This is a genomic window from Nocardiopsis sp. NPDC055551 (genome assembly GCF_053619415.1).
Genome location: NZ_JBSHJJ010000014.1, coordinates 35,813 through 54,255, shown reverse-complemented (window position 1 = coordinate 54,255; position 18,443 = coordinate 35,813). Strand labels below are relative to the sequence as shown.

17 protein-coding genes and 1 pseudogene are annotated in these 18,443 nt (G+C 71.6%); 7 read left to right on the top strand and 11 right to left on the bottom strand.

Annotated features, from left to right (window positions below; translation table 11 throughout):
- Nucleotides 1-21 precede the first annotated feature (21 nt).
- The 5 genes from fahA to ACWGSK_RS23280 are packed head-to-tail and all read right to left on the bottom strand — an operon-like array spanning nucleotide 22 to nucleotide 6,062.
- Nucleotides 22-1,233, bottom strand: coding sequence for a fumarylacetoacetase (fahA, locus tag ACWGSK_RS23300; RefSeq protein WP_358506114.1), 1,212 nt, complete (start codon nucleotides 1,231-1,233; stop codon nucleotides 22-24).
- 20 nt (nucleotides 1,234-1,253) lie between these two features.
- Nucleotides 1,254-2,084 (bottom strand): hypothetical protein, encoded by an 831-nt coding sequence (locus tag ACWGSK_RS23295; protein WP_452456739.1) that lies wholly within the window; start codon nucleotides 2,082-2,084, stop codon nucleotides 1,254-1,256.
- Nucleotides 2,085-2,095: 11 nt separating this feature from the next.
- Nucleotides 2,096-3,301: a homogentisate 1,2-dioxygenase gene (locus ACWGSK_RS23290; RefSeq protein WP_087101761.1), complete on the bottom strand. Its 1,206-nt coding sequence runs from the start codon at nucleotides 3,299-3,301 to the stop codon at nucleotides 2,096-2,098.
- A 56-nt stretch (nucleotides 3,302-3,357) separates the two neighbouring features.
- A complete protein-coding gene (locus tag ACWGSK_RS23285) occupies nucleotides 3,358-5,040 on the bottom strand; it encodes an FAD-dependent monooxygenase (protein WP_452456738.1) in 1,683 nt (560 codons plus the stop codon).
- A gap of 59 nt (nucleotides 5,041-5,099) precedes the next feature.
- Nucleotides 5,100-6,062 carry an MBL fold metallo-hydrolase gene (locus ACWGSK_RS23280; protein ID WP_087103500.1) on the bottom strand — a complete coding sequence of 321 codons (963 nt, stop codon included), beginning with the start codon at nucleotides 6,060-6,062 and terminating at the stop codon, nucleotides 5,100-5,102.
- Between the two features lie 237 nt (nucleotides 6,063-6,299).
- Here ACWGSK_RS23280 and ACWGSK_RS23275 point away from each other — a divergent pair, with 237 nt between their 5' ends.
- Nucleotides 6,300-6,839: a MarR family winged helix-turn-helix transcriptional regulator gene (locus ACWGSK_RS23275; RefSeq protein WP_087103498.1), complete on the top strand. Its 540-nt coding sequence runs from the start codon at nucleotides 6,300-6,302 to the stop codon at nucleotides 6,837-6,839.
- Between the two features lie 83 nt (nucleotides 6,840-6,922).
- Complete coding sequence (locus ACWGSK_RS23270) at nucleotides 6,923-7,978, top strand: aminotransferase class V-fold PLP-dependent enzyme (RefSeq protein ID WP_452456737.1); 1,056 nt, start codon at nucleotides 6,923-6,925, stop codon at nucleotides 7,976-7,978.
- Nucleotides 7,979-8,003: 25 nt separating this feature from the next.
- On the opposite strand, the gene ACWGSK_RS23265 is transcribed toward ACWGSK_RS23270, so the two are convergent.
- A complete protein-coding gene (locus tag ACWGSK_RS23265) occupies nucleotides 8,004-8,930 on the bottom strand; it encodes a LysR family transcriptional regulator (RefSeq protein WP_358506128.1) in 927 nt (308 codons plus the stop codon).
- A 114-nt stretch (nucleotides 8,931-9,044) separates the two neighbouring features.
- Here ACWGSK_RS23265 and ACWGSK_RS23260 point away from each other — a divergent pair, with 114 nt between their 5' ends.
- The 3 genes from ACWGSK_RS23260 to ACWGSK_RS23250 are packed head-to-tail and all read left to right on the top strand — an operon-like array spanning nucleotide 9,045 to nucleotide 12,082.
- Nucleotides 9,045-10,400 carry a CitMHS family transporter gene (locus ACWGSK_RS23260; RefSeq protein WP_358506131.1) on the top strand — a complete coding sequence of 452 codons (1,356 nt, stop codon included), beginning with the start codon at nucleotides 9,045-9,047 and terminating at the stop codon, nucleotides 10,398-10,400.
- Between the two features lie 45 nt (nucleotides 10,401-10,445).
- Nucleotides 10,446-11,753, top strand: a complete 1,308-nt coding sequence (locus ACWGSK_RS23255; protein WP_358506134.1) for an acyclic terpene utilization AtuA family protein — start codon at nucleotides 10,446-10,448, stop codon at nucleotides 11,751-11,753.
- A complete protein-coding gene (locus ACWGSK_RS23250; RefSeq protein ID WP_358506137.1) occupies nucleotides 11,750-12,082 on the top strand; it encodes an AtuA-related protein in 333 nt (110 codons plus the stop codon). Before ACWGSK_RS23255 ends, ACWGSK_RS23250 begins: the two co-directional genes overlap by 4 nt.
- Nucleotides 12,083-12,094: 12 nt before the next feature.
- Here ACWGSK_RS23250 and ACWGSK_RS23245 read toward each other — a convergent pair whose 3' ends face one another.
- Together ACWGSK_RS23245 and ACWGSK_RS23240 are read right to left on the bottom strand one after the other, a co-directional pair.
- Nucleotides 12,095-12,550 (bottom strand): nitroreductase family deazaflavin-dependent oxidoreductase, encoded by a 456-nt coding sequence (locus tag ACWGSK_RS23245; RefSeq protein WP_358506140.1) that lies wholly within the window; start codon nucleotides 12,548-12,550, stop codon nucleotides 12,095-12,097.
- Nucleotides 12,551-12,715: 165 nt separating this feature from the next.
- Nucleotides 12,716-14,008, bottom strand: a complete 1,293-nt coding sequence (locus tag ACWGSK_RS23240) for a GNAT family N-acetyltransferase (protein WP_452456736.1) — start codon at nucleotides 14,006-14,008, stop codon at nucleotides 12,716-12,718.
- Nucleotides 14,009-14,155: 147 nt separating this feature from the next.
- Between ACWGSK_RS23240 and ACWGSK_RS23235 the strand changes: the two genes are divergently transcribed.
- Entirely contained in the window at nucleotides 14,156-15,133 is a 978-nt protein-coding gene (locus tag ACWGSK_RS23235; RefSeq protein WP_452456832.1) for an N-acetylglucosamine kinase, read from the top strand.
- Nucleotides 15,134-15,216: 83 nt separating this feature from the next.
- The gene (locus ACWGSK_RS23230) at nucleotides 15,217-16,065 is read left to right on the top strand and encodes a siderophore-interacting protein (RefSeq protein WP_358506143.1); all 849 of its coding nucleotides are present in this window, start codon (nucleotides 15,217-15,219) and stop codon (nucleotides 16,063-16,065) included.
- An 18-nt stretch (nucleotides 16,066-16,083) separates the two neighbouring features.
- Here ACWGSK_RS23230 and ACWGSK_RS23225 read toward each other — a convergent pair whose 3' ends face one another.
- The 3 genes and pseudogenes from ACWGSK_RS23225 to ACWGSK_RS23215 all read right to left on the bottom strand — a co-directional run.
- Nucleotides 16,084-17,442: a dihydrolipoyl dehydrogenase family protein gene (locus ACWGSK_RS23225; RefSeq protein WP_452456735.1), complete on the bottom strand. Its 1,359-nt coding sequence runs from the start codon at nucleotides 17,440-17,442 to the stop codon at nucleotides 16,084-16,086.
- A gap of 106 nt (nucleotides 17,443-17,548) precedes the next feature.
- A complete protein-coding gene (locus ACWGSK_RS23220) occupies nucleotides 17,549-18,238 on the bottom strand; it encodes an ABC transporter ATP-binding protein (protein ID WP_452456734.1) in 690 nt (229 codons plus the stop codon).
- Between the two features lie 10 nt (nucleotides 18,239-18,248).
- Nucleotides 18,249-18,404 (bottom strand): annotated as a pseudogene (locus ACWGSK_RS23215) (hypothetical protein); the annotation flags it as partial.
- Nucleotides 18,405-18,443: the final 39 nt, after the last annotated feature.

The following is an 18,443-nucleotide window of genomic DNA, read 5'->3' as shown; positions in this document are numbered from 1 at the left end:
CGGACCGCCGCCCGGAGAGGGTTACCGGGCAGGGAGGATCTTGCCGGTGACCTCGCCGAAGTCCACCCTGGTTCCGTCGGGGCCCGGGGCGGTGGCGGTGATGGTGACCTCGTCACCGTCCTCCAGGAACGCGCGTTCGGTGCCGTCGGGCAGCTTGATGGGCTCCTTGCCGGACCAGGTCAGTTCCAGGAGGCAACCACGCTGTTCCACCTCGGGGCCGCTGACGGTACCGGAGGCGTACACGTCGCCGGTGCGCAACGAAGCCCCGTTGACGGTCATGTGCGCCAACTGTTGGGCGGCGGTCCAGTACATCTGGGAGAAGGGCGGGTTGGACACCACGTGTCCGTTGAGCCGCACCTCCAGGCGCAGGTCCAAGCCCCACGACCGCTCGCCCTTCAGGTAGGGCAGCGGCTCCGGGTCCTGGGCGGGCTGTTCCACGCGGGCCGACTCCAGGGCGGCGACCGGCACGATCCACGGCGAGATGGACGTGGCGAACGACTTGCCCAGGAACGGGCCCAACGGCACGTACTCCCAGGCCTGGAGGTCGCGCGAGGACCAGTCGTTGAGCAGGAACACCCCGAACACGTGGTCGGCGAAGTCGTCCACCGGCACCCGTTCGCCCATGGCGCTGGGTGTGCCGACGACGAATCCGACCTCGGCCTCGATGTCCAGGCGCGCGGAGGGACCGAACACCGGGACGGGTTCGGTGGGCGGTTTGCGCTGGCCGGTGGGGCGCACGATGTCGGTGCCCGAGACCACGATGGTGCCCGAACGGCCGTGGTAGCCGATGGGCAGGTGCTTCCAGTTGGGAGTCAGTGGCTCCTGCTCGGGCCGGAAGATGCGACCGACGTTGGTGGCGTGGTGCTCGGAGGCGTAGAAGTCCACGTAGTCGCCGACGGTGAACGGCAGGTGCAGCGTCACCGCGGCGCGGTCCACCAGGTGGGGGCGCACGACCTGCTCGTGGACGGGGTCGGTGAGCCAGGTGGTCAGGCTCTGGCGCACCTGGTCCCACACCGGCCGACCGGCGGCCATCAGGGCGTCCAGGTTCGGGCCGCTCACCGCCTCGGCGAACGGTGCCCCCTGGGCGCGGGCCACCGCGCCCAGGTCCAGCACGTACTCGCCCACGGCCACGCCCACGCGGGGGCGCGCGCCGTCGACGGTGTACACCCCATAGGGCAGGGTCGCCGGGCCGAACTGCGCGTCGGGGGCGATGTCGAGCCAACTGTCGGGCATGGAACTCGCTTTCCGGGTCGTTAGAGGGCCCCGAGGACGGTGAGGTCCTCCAGGGGGTCGATGATGCTGCACGTGCCGAAGGAACGGAACCGGGCTCTGATCTCGGCCTGTTCGAGGTCGGACAGGGCGGCGATACGGGCGGCCAGTGCGCGACCGTCCCGGTCGGCCAGGGCCGCTTCGGCGTCGGCCGCCGACCCCGCGTTCAGCAGGGTGTGGGTGGCCAGCAGGACGTTGAGGAATCCGTGCTGTTCGAAGCCCTCGTCGGTGGTGTGGCGGACGGCGTGGTGCAGTCCGGCCGTGCACTTGAACGGGACCCCGGCGGTGATGGCCGCCCAGAGCAGGTCGGCCAGTTCGGCCTCGGTGGGATGGGCCTCGGCCTTCACCCCGCCGGTGCGGAACTTGGCGTTGGCGCCGGTGCCGGCCAGGGCGGCGATGTCGGCGCCCGCCTTCACTCCTCGGGCCACCTCGACGTAGCCGACCGCGCCGCCCGGCAGTGCCTTGGTGAGCGCGGTGGCGGTGTCGGAGGCCTCGCCCGGTGCGGCGGCGACCTCCATGCCGACCAGGTTCAGGACCGGGTCGACGCCGAGCGAGTCGAGGGCGCCGGGTACGTCGTCGGCGCCACCGGGGACGGTGATGACCACGTCCAGCGGTTCGGACGCTGGTTCCTCGCGGGCCAGGACGGCGCGCAGTTCACCGACGCGTCCCCCGGAGACCAGGAAGGGGCCCACGTAGGGGGCGCGCGCGGACGCGCGGTGCTCCCGGTGCGCGGGCAGGGCCTGGCCCATGGGCGCGTTGCCGGGTGGGAACAGCGCGGCGTCGTCGAACAGGCCTCGGTAGAGGACGTCACCCATGCCTTCTCCCGTCACTTGTCCCGCCGGCCCTTGGACCAGGTCCAGGCGTAGACGCCGTCGTCGACGGCGACGCCGCCCTCGCCCAGGTCCAGGGGTCGGAAGGTGTCGACCATGACGGCGAGTTCGTCGAAGGCCTGCACGCCGACGCTGCGCTCGTAGGCGCCGGGCTGGGGGCCGTGGGAGTGCCCGCCCGGGTGCAGGGAGATGGAGCCCTGCCCGATGCCGGACCCCTTGCGGGCCTCGTAGTCGCCGCCGCAGTAGAACATGACCTCGTCGGAGTCGACGTTGGAGTGGTAGTAGGGCACCGGAATGGAAGCGGGGTGGTAGTCGACCTTGCGGGGCACGAAGTTGCAGATGACGAAGTTGTTGCCCTCGAAGACCTGGTGGACGGGCGGCGGCTGGTGGACGCGGCCGGTGATGGGTTGGAAGTCCTCGACGTTGAACGCGTACGGGTACAGGCAGCCGTCCCAACCCACGACGTCGAAGGGGTGGGTGGGGTAGGTGTAGACGGTGCCGGAGATGCCGCCGGGGCCGTCGCCTCGGTGCTTGATGAGCACGTCGACGTTCTCGCCCTCGGCCAGCAGTGGTCCCTGGGGGCCGCGCAGGTCGCGTTCGCAGTAGGGCGAGTGCTCCAGGAACTGGCCGTAGCGGGACAGGTAACGCTTGGGCGGGGCGATGTGGCTGTTGGCCTCGATGGCGTAGGCGCGCAGCGGTTCGTCGCCGGTGGGCACCCAGCGGTGGGTGGTGGCCCGGGGCAGGATGACGTAGTCGCCGCGGCCCACCTCCAGCACACCGAAGACGGTCTCCACGCGGGCGGTGCCGGATTCGACGTAGACGCACTCGTCGCCGATGCCGTTGCGGTACAGGCGCGAGGGCGCCCCCGCCACGACGTAGGAGATGCGCACGTCGTCGTTGCCCATGACCAGGCGGCGGGACTCCACGACGTCGGCGGCCTTCCACTCCTGGCCCTGGAAGAGGTCGTGGAGCTTGAGGTGGCGAGGGATCATCGGGGCGTTGCGCTTGCGGGACTGGTCGGGGACCTCCCACTCGGCGGCGTCGACGATGGCCGACGGGATAGCCCGGTGGTAGAGCAGGGAGGAGTCGGCGGAGAAGCCCTCCTCCCCCATGAGCTCCTCGTAGTACAGGCCGCCGTCGGGGTTGTGGTGCTGGGTGTGACGGGTGCGGGGCACCTCGCCGACCTGGCGGTAGTGGGCCATCGTCGTCCTCCTGGAGTTCGTGGGTCTGCTGGTGGGATGCCCGGGCGGGCGGTGTCCTACGTCAGGGCGGTGGACCACGCGGGCGCGGTCTCGGTGACGGCCCGGCCCAGGGCCGTGCGTACGGCGGCGCGCACGGCGTCGGTGTCGGTGCCGGCGACGACCGCGGCGACGTGGGCGTCGGGGCGGATCAGCCACACCTGCCCGGGCTCGGGGGTCAGGGCCTGGCACAGGGCACCGGTGGGATCGACGTCGACCAGGTGGTGGGTGGCGACCGGGGCGGGGGTGGCCCGGGAGGCGATGGTGTGCACGGCGGCGCGCAGGGTCTCGGCGTCGGTTCCCTCGGGGGCGGGGCCCAGCAGCAGGGTGAGGCCTTCGCGCAGCAGGGGTCGCAGTCGGATGAGGTCGGGTCGCTCGGCCAGGGCCAGCGGCACGTCGGGCAGGATCACGCCGGGGCAGGGCGTGGGCGCCTGACCGCGCGGGGGTCGACCGCCGAAGGGCCGTTCGGGGCAGGGTGTGGTGAGGGTCGAGTCGCAGTACCAGAACGGTTCGGCCAGGCGCCCGGAGTCGACCTTCGGGTGGACGTCGGGGTCGGTGAGGGCGCGCTGGAGCACTTCCAGGCGCATCCGGTGATCGGCCTCGTCGTGGGGGACGAGGAAGCGCATGGTGGCGCTGGTGATGTCGGCGTTCTCCAAGGCGGCGGCGTGACGTTCGGTGTGGTAGCTCTCCAGGAGCGTCTCGTCGGCCCACCCGTGGCGGACGTAGGCGATCTTCCAGGCGGCGTTCTCGACGTCCTGGACCCCGGAGTTGAGGCCGCGGGCGCCGAACGGGGCGACCAGGTGGGCGTTGTCCCCGGCGAGCAGGACCCGGCCTCGGCGCATGCGGTCGGTCACCCGGGTGTGGAAGCGGTACACCGAGTGCCACACGATCTCGTAGGGGGTCTCGCCCACGATCTGGCGGATGCGGGCGTCGAGGCGGCCGCTGGACTCCTCGGTCTCCAGGTCGAAGTCGGCGGGGACCTGCCAATCGATGCGGAACACCGAGTCGGGACAGGGGTGGATGAGGACCTGTCGGCCGGGGTTCCACTCGGGGTCGAAGTAGAAGCGGCGTTCGCGTTCCCAGTCGCCCAGGTCGGCGCGGATGTCGCAGATGAGGAAGCGGTCGTCGAAGCTGGTGCCGGTGAAGTCCACGCCCAGTGCCTCGCGGACGACGCCGCCGTGGGCGCCCAGGCAGGAGATCGCGTGGGAGCCGCGCAGGCGGACGGGTCCGTGCGGGGTGGCGCACTCGACGTTGACACCGTGTTCGTCCTGGTCCAGGCCGGTGACCTCGTGGTTCCAGCCGATGACGATCCCGGCCTCGGCGAGGAGGTCGTCGAGGACCTCCTCGGTGCGGGACTGGGAGAGGTTGACGAAGGAGGGCAGGGAGGAGGCTCCCGGGTCGGGCAGGCGCACGCTGAACAGTTCGTGGCCCTGGTAGAAGGTGCGAGCGGTGTTCCAGGTCAGGCCTTCTTCGGCGATGGTGCCGCCGCCGAGCCATTCCCACACGTCCAGGACGTCGCGTTGCTGGCAGATGGCCTTGGAACCGACCGCGTCGCGCCCGGGGCGGGCGTCGACGATCCGTACGGGGACCCCGCGTCGGGCGAGCAGTAGGGCCGCGGTCTGTCCGACCGGTCCCGCGCCGAGCACCAGGACGGGGTCGGTGGTGGGGTCCGCGGGTGGTCGGGGCGCCGGGGGGTGCGGCATGGTGGGCTCCGTATCTCGGGGCGCCCCGTACGGGCGCGGTGGATGGTGGAGAGGGAGGGTCAGTCCTGCAACTGATCCCAGACCTGGCGGTCGCGCTCCGCGGTCCAGATGACGGGTCGTTCGATGCCGGAGAACTCGTCCCACAGGCGCGAGACGTCGAAGGGCAGGCAGTGCTCGAAGATGGGCCAGTGGCCGTAGTCGTCGACCAGCGCGACGTGGGTGGCGGTGAAGGCCTCCTTGAGGGTGCCGCCGCGTTCGTGGACGGCGCCGACCTCGCGGATCATCACGTCGAGGAAGTTGCGGGTCTGTTCGATGGCGGCGTCCACCTCGGCGCGGCCGCGGCTGACGGCGCCGCGTCCGCCGACGAGCATCTCGGCCTGGAGGGCCTTGACGTTGTCGAGGGTGGCGCCGGCCCAGTCCTTGTGGAAGGCGTCGCCGGTGTAGAGGGCGGCCTGGGCCTCGACGAGGTCGCCGGCGAAGAGGATCTTCTGTTCGGGCAGCCAGGCGACGATGTCGCCCTCGGTGTGGCCGCGTCCGAAGTACTGCAGGACGAGTTCGCCGCGGTCGCCGCCCAGGTCGATGGTGGTGCGGTCGGCGAAGGTCTGGGTGGGCCAGGTCAGGCCGGGCACGGAGTCGGCGTCCTTGGCCAGGCGCGGCATGCGGCCGAACTCGCTGTCCCAGTCCTCCTTGCCGCGTTCGCGGATGAGTTCGTGGGTCTTCTCGTGGGTGAGGATGATGGTGGCGTCGAAGGCGCTGGCGCCCAGGACGCGGACCGCGTGGTAGTGCGAGAGCACCAGGTAGCGGACGGGCTTGTCGGTGTGCTCGCGCAGTTTGGCGAGCCATTCCCCGGCGGCGGTGGGGGTGGCCAGTGCCTCGAAGGCCACGACGAAGTCCTCGCCCTCGATGGCGCCCACGTTGGGGTCGCCCTCCGCGGTGAGGGCGTAGACGCCGTCGGCCAGGACTTCGAGGGTCTGTTCCTTGGCCTGGGTGTCGGCGGAGGAGGCGAACGGCTTGGCTGCCATGGTCGAAGGGCCCTTCACTCGTCGCGGACGGCTCGAACCGCCCAAATGATCAAATGTTTGATGAATCTGACCATAACGTGTCGCGCACCACAGCACCATGGGGCCCAGACCCCAAGCATCGGTGACGCGGCTCACAGAAGCAGGCTACTCCTTCGCCCTTCGAGCGCCGATCCACGACGTGCCCGCCACCGCGACCGAGAACGACCCGACGAAGGGCCGAGTTATAGGCTGGCCGTCGTGACTCACAACACCGCACCCCCCGACGAGCTCACCTTCTGGTCATTCGTGGACTACGCGGTGCACAAGGCCGAACGCGAGCTTCCCTCCGTCAACGCCGAGGCCATGCGCATGATCCTCACCCTCAACCGGGCGACGAGCATGGTCGTCTACGACCTGGAGTCCTCGGTACACCGCCCACGGGGTTGGACCTGGCCGGGCTTTCGTGTGCTCTTCGCGCTCTGGCTCGCCGGACCCATGGAGGCCAAGACCACCGCCCAGATCTCCGGCATGAGCCGCGCCGCCCTGTCCGCCCTGCTCAACACCCTGGAACGGGACGGACTGCTCTCCCGCGAACGCGCCACCCACGACCGGCGCGCGCTCCAGCTCAGCCTGACCGAGGCCGGCTACGGGGCGATCCTGGGCGTGTTCCGCGCGCACAACCGCCGCGAGAGCGCCTGGGCCGAGGCCCTCGAACCCGAGGAACGCCGCGAACTGGTCCGCCTGCTCAACAAACTCATGGCCGGCTCCACCGACGCACAGGCCAAGTTCCGCAACTGACCGGGCCGGCCCGACCGAGAAGGGGCCACTCCCGACCGGATCGGCCCTTGAAGCGCTCCCCTTGCCCTGTGACCATGCCTCCCATGGACCAGACGGCACAGCGCCTGCAAGAGGCGCAACGGGAGTTCTCCGCGCACGGCACCTACGTCAACACCGCCACCCACGGCCTGACGCCCCACCCGGCGACGCGGGCCCTCCAAGAGCACATCCACGAGGTGGCCACGGGGCGGTTCTCCGCCGGTGCCCAGGACCCGGGCATCGAACGCGCCCGCGCCGCCTACGCCCGCCTGACCGGACTCACCCCGGACCGCGTGGCCATCGGCACGCACACCTCCCAGTTCACCGGAACGGTCGCCGCGAGCCTGCCCGCCGGGTCCGAGGTCCTGGTCGCCGAGAACGAGTTCAGCTCCACCGTGCACCCGTTCTCCGTCCGCTCCGAACTACGGGTGCGCGAGGTACCCCTGGACCGACTGCCCGACGAGGTGCGCCCCGACACCGCGCTGGTGGCGGTCTCGGCGGTCCAGTCCGCCGACGGTGCCCTGGCCCCGCTGGACGATCTCGTCGTGGCCTGCGCCGACCACGGCGCCCGGACCCTGGTGGACACCACCCAGTCCACGGGTTGGCTGCCCAGCGACGACGATCGGTTCGACTACGTGGTGTGCAGCGCCTACAAGTGGCTGTTGGGCACCCGGGGTTCGGCGTTCCTGTCCGGGACCACCGAGGCGTTGAGCGAACTGCGACCCCTGGCCGCCAACTGGTACTCGGCCGTGGATCAGTGGGACTCGCTGTACGGGGCCGCGATCGAACACGGCACCGAGGCGAACCGCCTGGACATGGCACCGGTGTGGCCGGCGTTCGTCTCCCTGGAACACTCCCTGGCCCTGATCGAACGGGTGGGAGTGCCGGCCATCCACGAGCACGACGTCGCCCTGGCCGACCGGTTCCGCGCCGAGGCGGGACTGGAGGGCAAGGGATCGGCGATCGTTTCGCTGCCCGCGCCGGAGGGCGCGGCCGAGCGTCTGGCCGAGGCGGGTATCGCGGCGGCCGTGCGCGATGGCCGACTGCGGGTGGCGTTCCACCTGTACAACACCGATACCGACGTGGACCGCCTGTTGGAGGTCCTGGCCGACCCGCGCTGAGGCCGGCGGCACCGGCCGGGAACCGTCAGGGCTCCCAGACGGCGCCCTCGGGCAGGGGATGTTCCAGGGCGCGCATCCGCCGCAACACCCGCAGCAGGCGGGCGGCGGCCGGCCCCAGGGTCCGGTGTTCGGGTACGACCACGCTGATGCGGCGTTCGGTCACCGGACCCTGGAGCGGCACCCGCGCGTGTTCGGCGAAGCCCATCAACGGCAGGGTGAGCGCGGGCAGGGCCGAGACCCCGATTCCCGCGCCGATCAGACCGCCCACGGTGGAGATGTTGCCGGCCTGGATCAGGTGCGGCTCGTCCACGCCCGAGTCGCGTAGGGCGTCCTCCACGACCCTGCGGACACTGGAGTCCCCACCGGTGACGACGAAGGGCTCGGCGGCCAGTTCGGCCCAGGTGGTCTCGTCCCGCTCCGCGAGGTGGTGCCCCGGTGGCAGGACCGCCAGGAAGCGGTCACGGACCAGGGCCGAGGCGTGGAGTCCCGGACGGAGCCGGCCCACGGCCACCAACGCCAGGTCGCTCTCGCCCGCCTCCAACCGGTCCAGGGCCGACTCGGCCATGCCGTCAAGGACGTGCACGTCGACCTCGGGGGCCTCCTCGCGCAGGCGCACGATCGCCGGGGGCAACAGGGTGGCCGCCAGGGAGGGCAGGGTCGACACGGTGACCGTGCCGCGATCACCTCGCAGGTAGCGTTCCAGGCCGTTCATCTCCGCCCGGTGCCGGGAGAGCAGGCGTTCGGCCACCGCGAGCACCTCCTCGCCCTCGGGGGTGCAGCGCACCCTGCGGGTGGTGCGCTCCAGCAGGGACACGCCCAGGCTCCGCTCCATCGACTTCACGGTGCGGCTCAGGGAGGACTGGGCGACGTGGAGCCGTTCGGCGGCCTCGGTGAAACTCCCGCGACGGGCGACGGTCGCGAAGACCTCCAACTGCCTCAGCGTTAGATCCATGCTCTCAGAGCATAGGTCAATGCCCGATCGATGCTGGACAGGCAAGGACGACCAGGGCGAACATGGCGCGTGTGGCCCGCGCCACAACCCCCTGGAAGCCGAGGAGCCGACCGCATGTTGACCGTCATGGGATTCGCGACCATCGCCGTGGTGCTCGCGCTGTTGTTGTCCAACCGCGTGGGCGCGGTGGTCGCCCTGATCGGGGTACCCGTCGCCGCGGCGTTCCTGATGGGTTTCGGTCCCGACGAGGTCGCGGAGTTCGCGACGGCGGGCATCGGCGGGGTCGCCGCGACCACGGCCATGTTCGTCTTCGCCATCCTGTACTTCGGGGTGATGCGCGACGCGGGCCTGTTCGACCCCATCGTCCGCCGGGTGCTGCGGTTCGCCGGCGACAACCCGGTGACCATCGCGGTGGCCACGGTGGTGTTGGCGATGGTGGCCCACCTGGACGGGGCCGGGGCCACCACGTTCCTCATCACCATCCCGGCGATGCTGCCGCTCTACGACGCGCTCGGCATGCGACGCGTGGTCCTGGCCGCGCTCACCGGCCTGGGCGCGGGAATCATGAACTTCGTCCCCTGGGGCGGACCGACCGCGCGGGCCGCGACCGCCAGCGGGATCCCCGCCAACGACCTGTGGGTCCCGCTGATCCCCGCCCAGATCATCGGCATGATCACCTGCGTGGCCATCGCCTACTACCTGGGGGTGCGCGAGCGGAACCGGCTCCGCGCGGTCCCGACCGAGGAACGGGCGCCGAGTCGCGTGGGCGGCGGCGACCACACCGCGAGCGGAGCGGCGGAGCAGGCCCCCGTCTACGAGTCCGAGAACCCCGAACTGCTGCGCCCGCGCCTGTACCGGCTCAACGCGCTGCTGACCCTGGCGACCGTGGGCGTGCTCATCTCGGGGGTGCTGCCGCCTGAGCTGGTGTTCATGCTCGCCCTGGTCGTCGCGCTCGTCCTGAACTACCCCGGCATGAAGGAGCAGACCGCCCGCATCGACGCCCACGCCAAGGGCGCGATTCTCATGGCCAGCACCCTGCTGGCCGCCGGGGTGTTCCTCGGGGTCATGGAGGAGAGCGGGATGATCGACGCGATGGCCCAGGCCATGACCGGGGCGATGCCCACCTTCCTCGGCCCGGGTCTGCCGCTGCTCATCGGGGTCCTCGCGGTGCCCATGAGCCTGCTCTTCGGACCGGACGCCTACTACTTCGCCGTGATGCCGGTGCTGACGGCCGTGGGCGCGGAATTCGGGGTGGAACCGTCGCACGTGGCCCAGGCCTCCATCACCGGTCAGGAGACCGTGGGCTTCCCGATCAGCCCGATGACCGGTTCCTTCTACCTGCTGGTGGGGCTGAGCGGGGTCTCCATCGGCTCGCACATCCGCTTCCTGTTGCCGTGGGCCTGGCTGGTGAGCCTGGTGGTCTTCGGCGCGGCGGTGGCCACGGGCGTCATCCCGCTCTGGGTGTCCTGACCCCGCGCGGAACCGAACACACGTACCGATACCGAAGGAGTGCACGTGTCCGAAGTCGTCCGTATCGGCTGTGGGGCGGGGTTCGCGGGCGACCGCCTCGAACCCGCCGTCGACCTGGTGGAGCGCGGCGCGCTCGACACGCTGGTCCTGGAGTGCCTGGGCGAGAGGACGGTGTCGTTGGCGTCCCTGCGCGCCACCGACGGTTCCGGCCCCGGCCACGACCCGCTGTTGCGCAGACGCCTGTCGTCGTTGTTGGAGCCCCTGGCCCGCCGGGGCACCCGGTTGGTGACCAACGCCGGGGCGGCCGACCCGATCGGCGCCGCGCGCATGGCCCGCGAACTGGCCCTCGAACTGGGTGTGTCGCCCAGGATCGCGGCGGTCACCGGTGACGACGTGCTGGACCGGATCGACCTTTCGGCGCCGGCCTGGGAGGACGGCCGCCCTCTGGAGGAACACGGCGAGTTGGTCTCGGCCAACGCCTATCTGGGGGTCGACGCCCTACTGCCCGCGCTGCGCGGGGGCGCCGACGTCGTCATCGCCGGGCGGGCCGCCGACCCCTCCCTGTTCCTGGCGCCGCTGCTGGACTCCCTGGGGTGGGACCCTCGGGACGAGGAGCCGATGGCGGCGGGAACGCTGGTGGGGCACCTGTTGGAGTGCGCCGGTCAGGTCACCGGCGGCTACTTCGCCGACCCGGGTGTCAAGGACGTCCCGGACCTGGCGAACCTGGGGTTCCCGCTGGCCGAGGTCTCCCGGGACGGTACGGCGGTGATCACCAAGCTCCCCGGGACGGGCGGGCGGGTGGACCGGTGGACCGTGACCGAGCAGCTGACGTACGAGGTCACCGACCCCACCGCCTATCTGACCCCGGACGTGACCCTGGACCTGACCGGGGTGCGGCCCGAGGAGGTCGGAGCGGACCGGGTGCGGGTGTCGGGGGCGCGCGGCCGTGCGCGGCCGGAGCGGCTCAAGGTGAGCGTGGGGTACTGGGCGGGTTTTCGCGGCGAGGGCGAGATCTCCTACGCCGGGCCCGGGGCTCGGGCGCGTGCCCGGCTGGCCGGTGAGGTGGTGCGCGAACGGTTGCGCGGACTGCTTCCGGTGCGGGTGGACCTCGTCGGTGGCGGGGACGACCCCGCCGAGGTCGGTGAGTGCAGGCTGCGGGTGGCGGGACTGGGCGCGGACCGGACCATCGCCCAGGCCGTGGAGGAGGAGGTCACCGCGTTGTACACGTGCGGGCCGGCCGGTGGCGGCGGGGTCCGCACCCGCGCCTCGGAGGTGATCGGGATCCTGTCGACCACGGTGGGACGCGACCTGGTCGAGCCCCGCACCACCTATGTCGGGGAGGGAACGGTATGAGCGTGGTCCTGCGCGAGATCGCGCACACCAGGGCCGGGGACAAGGGCAACCTCAACACGATCGCGGTCATCGCCCGGCAGGAGCGCTGGTACCCGGTGTTGTGCGCGGGCCTGACCCCGGAGCTGGTGCGCGAGGTGTTGTCCGATCGGGTGCGCGGCCCGGTGGAGGTACACCGTATGGACGACGTGCACGCCCTGATCGTGGTGTGCGCGCGGGCGTCCGATGACACGGTGACCACGTCCCCGCACACGGACACCCACGGCAAGACGTTGGGGTCGGTGCTCTCGGCGGCCCGGGTTCCGTTCCCCGAGGAACGGGACCGGGCCTGACGGGGTGGCCGCTCAGGAGGCCTTGGTGATGACGAAGACGGGGATGTGGCGGTCGGTCTTCTTCTGGTAGTCGGCGTAGGGCGGGTAGGCGGCCACGGCCCGGTCCCACCAGCGGCCCCGTTCGTCGCCCTCGACCTCGCGGGCGTGGGCGGCGAAGGGCTCGGGGCCGTCCTGGAGGGCGACCTCGTCGGGGGCGGCGCGCAGGTTGTGCACCCAGGCCGGGTGGGTGGGAGCGCCGCCCTCGGAGCCGATCACGGCGTACTCGCCGTCGTGTTCGACCCGCATGAGGGCGGTCTTGCGCACGTCGCCGCTCTTGCGGCCGCGGGTGGTGAGGATGATGACGGGCATGCCGGTGTCCATGAGGGTGTTGGCCTCACGGCCGCCGGTGCGCTCGTACTGCTCCACCTGGTCCCTGGTCCGTTGGGAGGCGCTGGGCCGGTACTCGCCTTCGAGGATCTGCTTGGTCATGTCGCTCCCTGGGTCGGTGGTCGGGCCGATCCGATGGTGGCACGTGTGCGCGTCGGCGGTGGGACACGACATGCCCACCAGCGGAGGCGGACGCTCAGAACACCACCCCGCGCGGTGGTGGCCGTTCCCGGTGCGGGGCGGTGTCCGCGTATCCCTCCCCGCTTCTTAGAAGACGACGCCGCAGAAGGGCGCGTCGGTACGGTGCAGGGCGGTGTCCAGGCGCTCGACGGTGCCCGGGGTGTGCTCGGTGATCAGGCCGGCGTTCAGGTAACCGGTGAGCGGGATCTGCCCCAGGTGGGCCGCACCCAGGTGGGAGGCGTCCAGGGCCAGGTCGGCGGCGGCCTCGGTGGCCTCCACGTGGGCGCCGTCGGTGTCGGCCTTGACCCGCCAGCGGCCGGCGTTCCAGGGGGCGTAGCGGTCGGTGACCTCCAGGACCGTTTCAAAGGGCGCCTTGTAGGTGCGTTCGCGCAGCGCGCCGGGCACGTCCACCAGGCGCACCCACAGGGAGTTCTGCGGGGTGAGACGGGCGCGTTCGGGGTCGACCAACAGGTGCGGGATCGGGGTGTCGGCGGGCAGCTCGTGGAAGGTCACCGTGGCGGTCAGGTCCCGGTTGAACAGGTGTTCCAGCAGGGCGACCCGGGCGGTGGGAGTGGTGGCGGTGAACTCGATGACGTGCACCTCGCCCTGCGATCCGTCCGTTCCCCAGCCGGCCTTGGTGCGGTACAGGGCGTATCCGAGCGGGGTGTGGCCGGCGTAGACCACCACGGCCATCAACGGACCCTGGTCGCGGCGCTGCTTGGGGCCGTCGCGCAATTGCTTGTCCCACCACGCCTGGGAGCGTTGGAACTGTCCCAGTTGGACGGCGGCGACCTCGCGGTGCACGCGTTCCAGGTCGGCGCGGACCGATTCGGGGTCGGACAGGATGACGCGCAGGTTCTGGTCACGCGGCGCGTCGGCGCGCAGCACGGTGTGGCGGCGGTGGACCGTCAGCGAGGTCTCGATGGCGGACAGGCCATAGCCGAAGCGTCCGTAGATGGAACCCTCGGAGGCCCACAGGGCGGCGTGGTGGACCCCGGACTCGTGGATCTCGGTGAGCTGGCGGCGCATGAGGGAGCTGAGCACGCCCTGGCGGCGGTGGGTGGGCCACACGCCCACGCCGGTCACTCCGGCGACCGCCCGGGGACCGCCGGGCAGGGTCATCTCGTAGGGGAAGTGGTTGGTGGAACCGACCACCTCCTCACGCCCCTCGCGGTCGTCCACCGCGTACAGGACCCGGTCGTAGCCCTCGGCGTCGTGCAGGGGCCGCATGCGTTCCAGCATGGACTCCGGGGACTCGTCGGCCAGGAGTGCCAGGCCGACGACCCGGGCCACCTCGGCGAAGTCGTCGCGGTCCCCGTGGCGCACGGTCCACGCGCGCGGGGCCCCGTTCATGGGTACGGCCTGCTGGTTCTTCGTCATGGTCGATGACTATCAGGCCACGGGAGATGACGGCCACCGCTTTTTCCGGCGCTGGTCGGGCGAGTAAGGGGGCCGGGGTCGGGGCACCCTCTGTTCGTGACGACACGACGAAATCCTCTCTCCTCCTCCCCTGCCCTGGTCGTAGGGGTGGACGCGGGGGGCACCACCACCCGTGCCCTGGTGACCACCCTGACCGGCGAGCGGCGGGGCGAGGCCCGGTCCGGGGGCGCCAACCCCAACACCCACGGTCCCGAAAGGGCCGCGGAGCAACTGACCGAGGCGATCGGCACCGCGTTGGACCGGTCCGGTACCGGAGCCCGGGAGGCCGTGGCCGCCACCGTCGTCGGACTGGCCGGGGTGTCCGGACTGCGCGAGGAGGCCGTCCGCGCCCGGATGGATCGGGCGATGACCAAGGCGGGGCTGACCCCGAGCGCCGTGCGCTTCATCGGTGACGACGTGGTGGCCTTCGCCTCGGGCACGCCCGAACGCGACGGCACCATCCTCATCGCCGGAACCGGGGCGATCGCCACCCGGATCGAGGGTCGGCGGCGCGCCCGGTCGGCGGACGGGATGGGGTGGCTGATCGGCGACGAGGGGTCGGCGTTCTGGATCGGGCATCAGGCGGCCCGGGAGACCGCCCGGCAGTTGGGGATCGGTGGTGAGCTCAGTCCACTGGCGCGCTCCATCGCCAAAAGGGTCATCCCCGGCCAGCGCCCCAACGGGCCCGACCACATGCCCGAGGAGCACGCCCGAAACTTCGCCCGGACGCTGACGGCCGGCCCGCCGATCGCCCTGGCCGAGTTCGCGCCGCTGGTCACCGAGGCCCACCACCAGGGCGACGCCGCCGCGCAGGTGATCGTGAACGCGGCCGCCGGTCACCTGGCGCAGTCGGTGCACCAGGTGCGTGTTCCGGGTGAACGGTCACCGGTGGTGTTGGCCGGCGGGGTGCTGGCCCGATCCGCTCCGGTGCGGGAGTCGTTGACGCACAAGCTCACCCTGGGCACGGCCTCGCCGGTGCTGGGAGCGGGCTGCACCGCGGGCGGCGCGGCCTGGGTGGCGGCGCTGTGGGCCGGCGCCGACGAGCACGACGCCCGATTGCACACCGCGTTCACGGTTCCCACCTGATGGAAGCCGGTTTGCCCGGTTCGGTCGTGGTGGCCTACGGTGTCCTTGGTTAGGTTCACCTAACCTGAGCGAGAGGGGGCGCCGTGTCGGAGCGGCCATCACGTCCGAAGCAGGTCGTACACACCGGTCGGGTCGAGCGCGTGGAGCGCCTGACCCCGCACATGATCCGGGTCGTACTGGGCGGTGAGGGACTCGCCGCTTTCGACACCAACGGCTCCACCGACAGCTACGTGAAGCTGCTGTTCCCCGCGCCCACCCCGCAGGACCCCGAGACCTTCGACCTGGAGGCCGCGCGCGCCGAGCTGCCCCGGGAGCAGTGGCCGGTCACCCGCACCTACACCGTGCGTTCCTGGGACCCGGCCGCGCGTGAGATGAGCATCGACTTCGTCCACCACGGCGACCTCGGGTTGGCCGGGGTGTGGGCCGCCGGTGCCCGCCACGGGGACCGGCTGCGTTTCCTGGGCCCCGGCGGCGCCTACGCCCCCGACCCGGAGGCCGCCTGGCACCTGTTGGCCGGGGACGAGAGCTCCCTTCCCGCCATCGCCGCCGCCCTGGACCACCTGCCCGAGGGCGCCATCGCGCACGTGTTCCTGGAGGTGGAGAACACCGCCGAGGAGCAGAAGCTCACCGAGGGCGAGAACGTGCACGTGCGGTGGCTGCACCGCGGCGACGCCACCCCCGGATCGTTGCTGGTCCCGGCCGTGCGGGAACTGGAATTCCCCGACGGCCGGGTGCACGCGTTCGTGCACGGCGAGGCGGGTTTCGTACGCGACCTGCGCCGAATGCTGCGGGTGGAGCTGGGTCTGGCCAAGGAACAGCTCTCGATCTCCGGGTACTGGAGGCTGGGCCGTAACGAGGACGGCTGGCAGGCCTCCAAGGCCGAGTGGAACAAGAGTGTGGAGGCCGAGGAGGCCGCCGCGCTCCAGGGCTGAGCCCCTGCCCTGGGCGCCTCACACGTCGAGCGCGTCCAGGGCCGCCAGGTAGCCCTCGTTGAAGGTGGGGAACTGCGGGATGGAGTCGCGCAGCGCCTCCACCGGCAGCCTCATCCGGATCGCCAGGGCCGCGGTGTGGATCCACTCCGCGGCCAGCGGCCCGAACGCCCAGGCTCCCACCAATACCCCGTGCTCGCGGTCGGCGACCAGCCCGAGGTGGCCGACCGGATCGGTGGCGTAGGTCCAGGGACGGGCCAGCGCCTCGGTGAGGTCGACCTCGGAGGTGACCACGTCCACGCCCGCCTCGCGCGCCTGTTCCTCGGTCAGGCCCACGGCGGCGATCTCGGGGGTGGAGAAGACCACGCGGGGCACGGCCGTGTAGTCGGCGGTGCGCGGGGAGCCGAGGACACCGTCGGCCGCGATCCGCCCCTGGTACTTGGCCACGTGGGTGAACATCGCGCGCGCGTTGACGTCGCCCACCGCCCACAGTCCCGGGGCCACCCGACAGTGCTCGTCGATGGGCAGCGCCGACCCGTCCATCTCCACGCCCAGTTCGGCCAGGCCGAGCTCGTCTCCTCGGGGACGTCGTCCGGTGGCCAGTACCACCACGTCGGTGCGCACCTTCGAGCCGTCGGAGAGGGTGGCCAGGACACCGTCACCATCCCGGCGCACGGACTCGACCTGGGCACCGGTGCGCACGTCCACACCGTCGGCCTCGAACCGTTCGGTGATGAGGGCGCACAGCCGCGGATCCTCGCGGTCCAACAGCCGTGATCCGCGCTGGACGATCGTCACCTTGGTGCCCATCCCGGCCAGGAAGGCGCCCAACTCGACACCGACGGCGCTGCCACCGATGACCAGGGCGCGGGGCGGGATCTCGGTGAGGGTCGTGGCCTCACGGTTGGTCCACACCAGGTCGGGACCCAGGTCGTCCAGTCCGTCCACCGGCGGGCGCACCGCGCTGGAGCCGGTGGCCACCACCACGTGGTCGGCGGTCACCTCGGTCTCGCCCACCGCCACCCGCCAGGGGTCGCGGCCCACCACCCTGGCGACGCCGCGCAGGACCCGGGCGCCGCGTTCGCGGTAGCCCTCGACCTGCTTGGAGTCGTCCAGGTGGCGGATCATCTGGTCGCGGTGATCGCGCAGGGCCGACCAGTCCAGGTCGGGACTGGTGGTCCCGGCCGCTTCGGTGGCCTCCGCGCGCACCTCGGGGGCGCGCAGCAGAACCTTGGTGGGGATGCACGCCCAGTAGCCGCATTCACCGCCGATGAGTTCGCGTTCGACCACCCCCACCCGGCGTCCCTCGGTGAGCAGCCTGTCGGCCACCACCTCTCCCCCGGGTCCCATGCCGATGACGATCGCGTCCAGGTGTTCCATGGTCTCTGTTTCCGCCCTCTGGTCGGTGGTCTCACCCGATGCTCCCTCCGAGCCGGGTCGGTGGGAAGACCGACACGCGATTCTCCTCTCCGCGCGGGCGAAACCGTCAGGGGCGGCGGATCGCGCGGGCGCTGTGGACGGCCCAACGGCCGTCCACACGGGTGAGGCGGATCGGGTGGTCGAAGCAGGCGCCGATCCCTTCGCCGGTCAGGACCCCCTCGACCGGGCCCGCGGCCTGGCGGGTCCCCTCGCGCAGCAACAGCGCGTGCGTGGTGCCGGGCGGCAACTCCTCCAGGTGGTGGGTGACCAGGACCGTGGCCGGCTCGGGACAGGTGTACTGGAGGGTGTCGATCCGTTCGATGAGCTGTTCGCGTCCGGCCACGTCCAGGCCGGTGGCGGGTTCGTCGAGCAGCAGCAGGCGCGGGTCGGGCATCAGGGCGCGGGCGATGAGCGCGCGTCCCCGCTCCCCCTGGGACAGGGTGGTCCAGGGGGCGTCGACGCGGTGGGCGAGCCCGAGCAGGTCGATCAGGTGTTCGGCCCGGTCGGCCTCTTCGGTATCGGGTGTCCATCGGGGCGGCCACGCGGTGGTGTTGGACAGGCCCGTCAGCACGACCTCGCGCAGCGCCAGCGGCCCGTCGGGGGTGTGCCTCGGATTGACGTGGCCGATGTGGGAGCGCAGTTCGCGCAGGTCCACCCGACCCAGGCGGTGGCCGAGCACCTCCACGGTGCCGCGGGTGGGGTGGGAGAGCGCGCCCAGCAGACCGAGCAGGGGTGCTCTTGCCGGCGCCGTTGGCACCCAGCAGCGCCCAGTGCTCCCCGGCCCGGACGGTCAGGGAGATCCCGCGCAGGATCGGGTTCCCGCCACGTACGAAGTCCACGTCGACGGCGCGTACGACCGGGGGCGCGTGGTCGTCGGCGGTGTCTTCGTGGCGGGTGAGGAGCAAGGATTCGGGCTGCGACATGTGCCGCACCCTAGAGCACGGCGGATTAGGGTGGGGAAT

Bases quoted from the DNA above. Each gene is read 5' to 3' on its own strand.
- fahA (WP_358506114.1), bottom strand. From the start codon at position 1,233: ATGCCCGACAGTTGGCTCGACATCGCCCCCGACGCGCAGTTCGGCCCG.
- ACWGSK_RS23295 (WP_452456739.1), bottom strand. From the start codon at position 2,084: ATGGGTGACGTCCTCTACCGAGGCCTGTTCGACGACGCCGCGCTGTTC.
- ACWGSK_RS23290 (WP_087101761.1), bottom strand. From the start codon at position 3,301: ATGGCCCACTACCGCCAGGTCGGCGAGGTGCCCCGCACCCGTCACACC.
- ACWGSK_RS23285 (WP_452456738.1), bottom strand. From the start codon at position 5,040: ATGCCGCACCCCCCGGCGCCCCGACCACCCGCGGACCCCACCACCGAC.
- ACWGSK_RS23280 (WP_087103500.1), bottom strand. From the start codon at position 6,062: ATGGCAGCCAAGCCGTTCGCCTCCTCCGCCGACACCCAGGCCAAGGAA.
- ACWGSK_RS23270 (WP_452456737.1), top strand. From the start codon at position 6,923: ATGGACCAGACGGCACAGCGCCTGCAAGAGGCGCAACGGGAGTTCTCC.
- ACWGSK_RS23265 (WP_358506128.1), bottom strand. From the start codon at position 8,930: ATGGATCTAACGCTGAGGCAGTTGGAGGTCTTCGCGACCGTCGCCCGT.
- ACWGSK_RS23260 (WP_358506131.1), top strand. From the start codon at position 9,045: ATGTTGACCGTCATGGGATTCGCGACCATCGCCGTGGTGCTCGCGCTG.
- ACWGSK_RS23250 (WP_358506137.1), top strand. From the start codon at position 11,750: ATGAGCGTGGTCCTGCGCGAGATCGCGCACACCAGGGCCGGGGACAAG.
- ACWGSK_RS23245 (WP_358506140.1), bottom strand. From the start codon at position 12,550: ATGACCAAGCAGATCCTCGAAGGCGAGTACCGGCCCAGCGCCTCCCAA.
- ACWGSK_RS23240 (WP_452456736.1), bottom strand. From the start codon at position 14,008: ATGACGAAGAACCAGCAGGCCGTACCCATGAACGGGGCCCCGCGCGCG.
- ACWGSK_RS23225 (WP_452456735.1), bottom strand. From the start codon at position 17,442: ATGGAACACCTGGACGCGATCGTCATCGGCATGGGACCCGGGGGAGAG.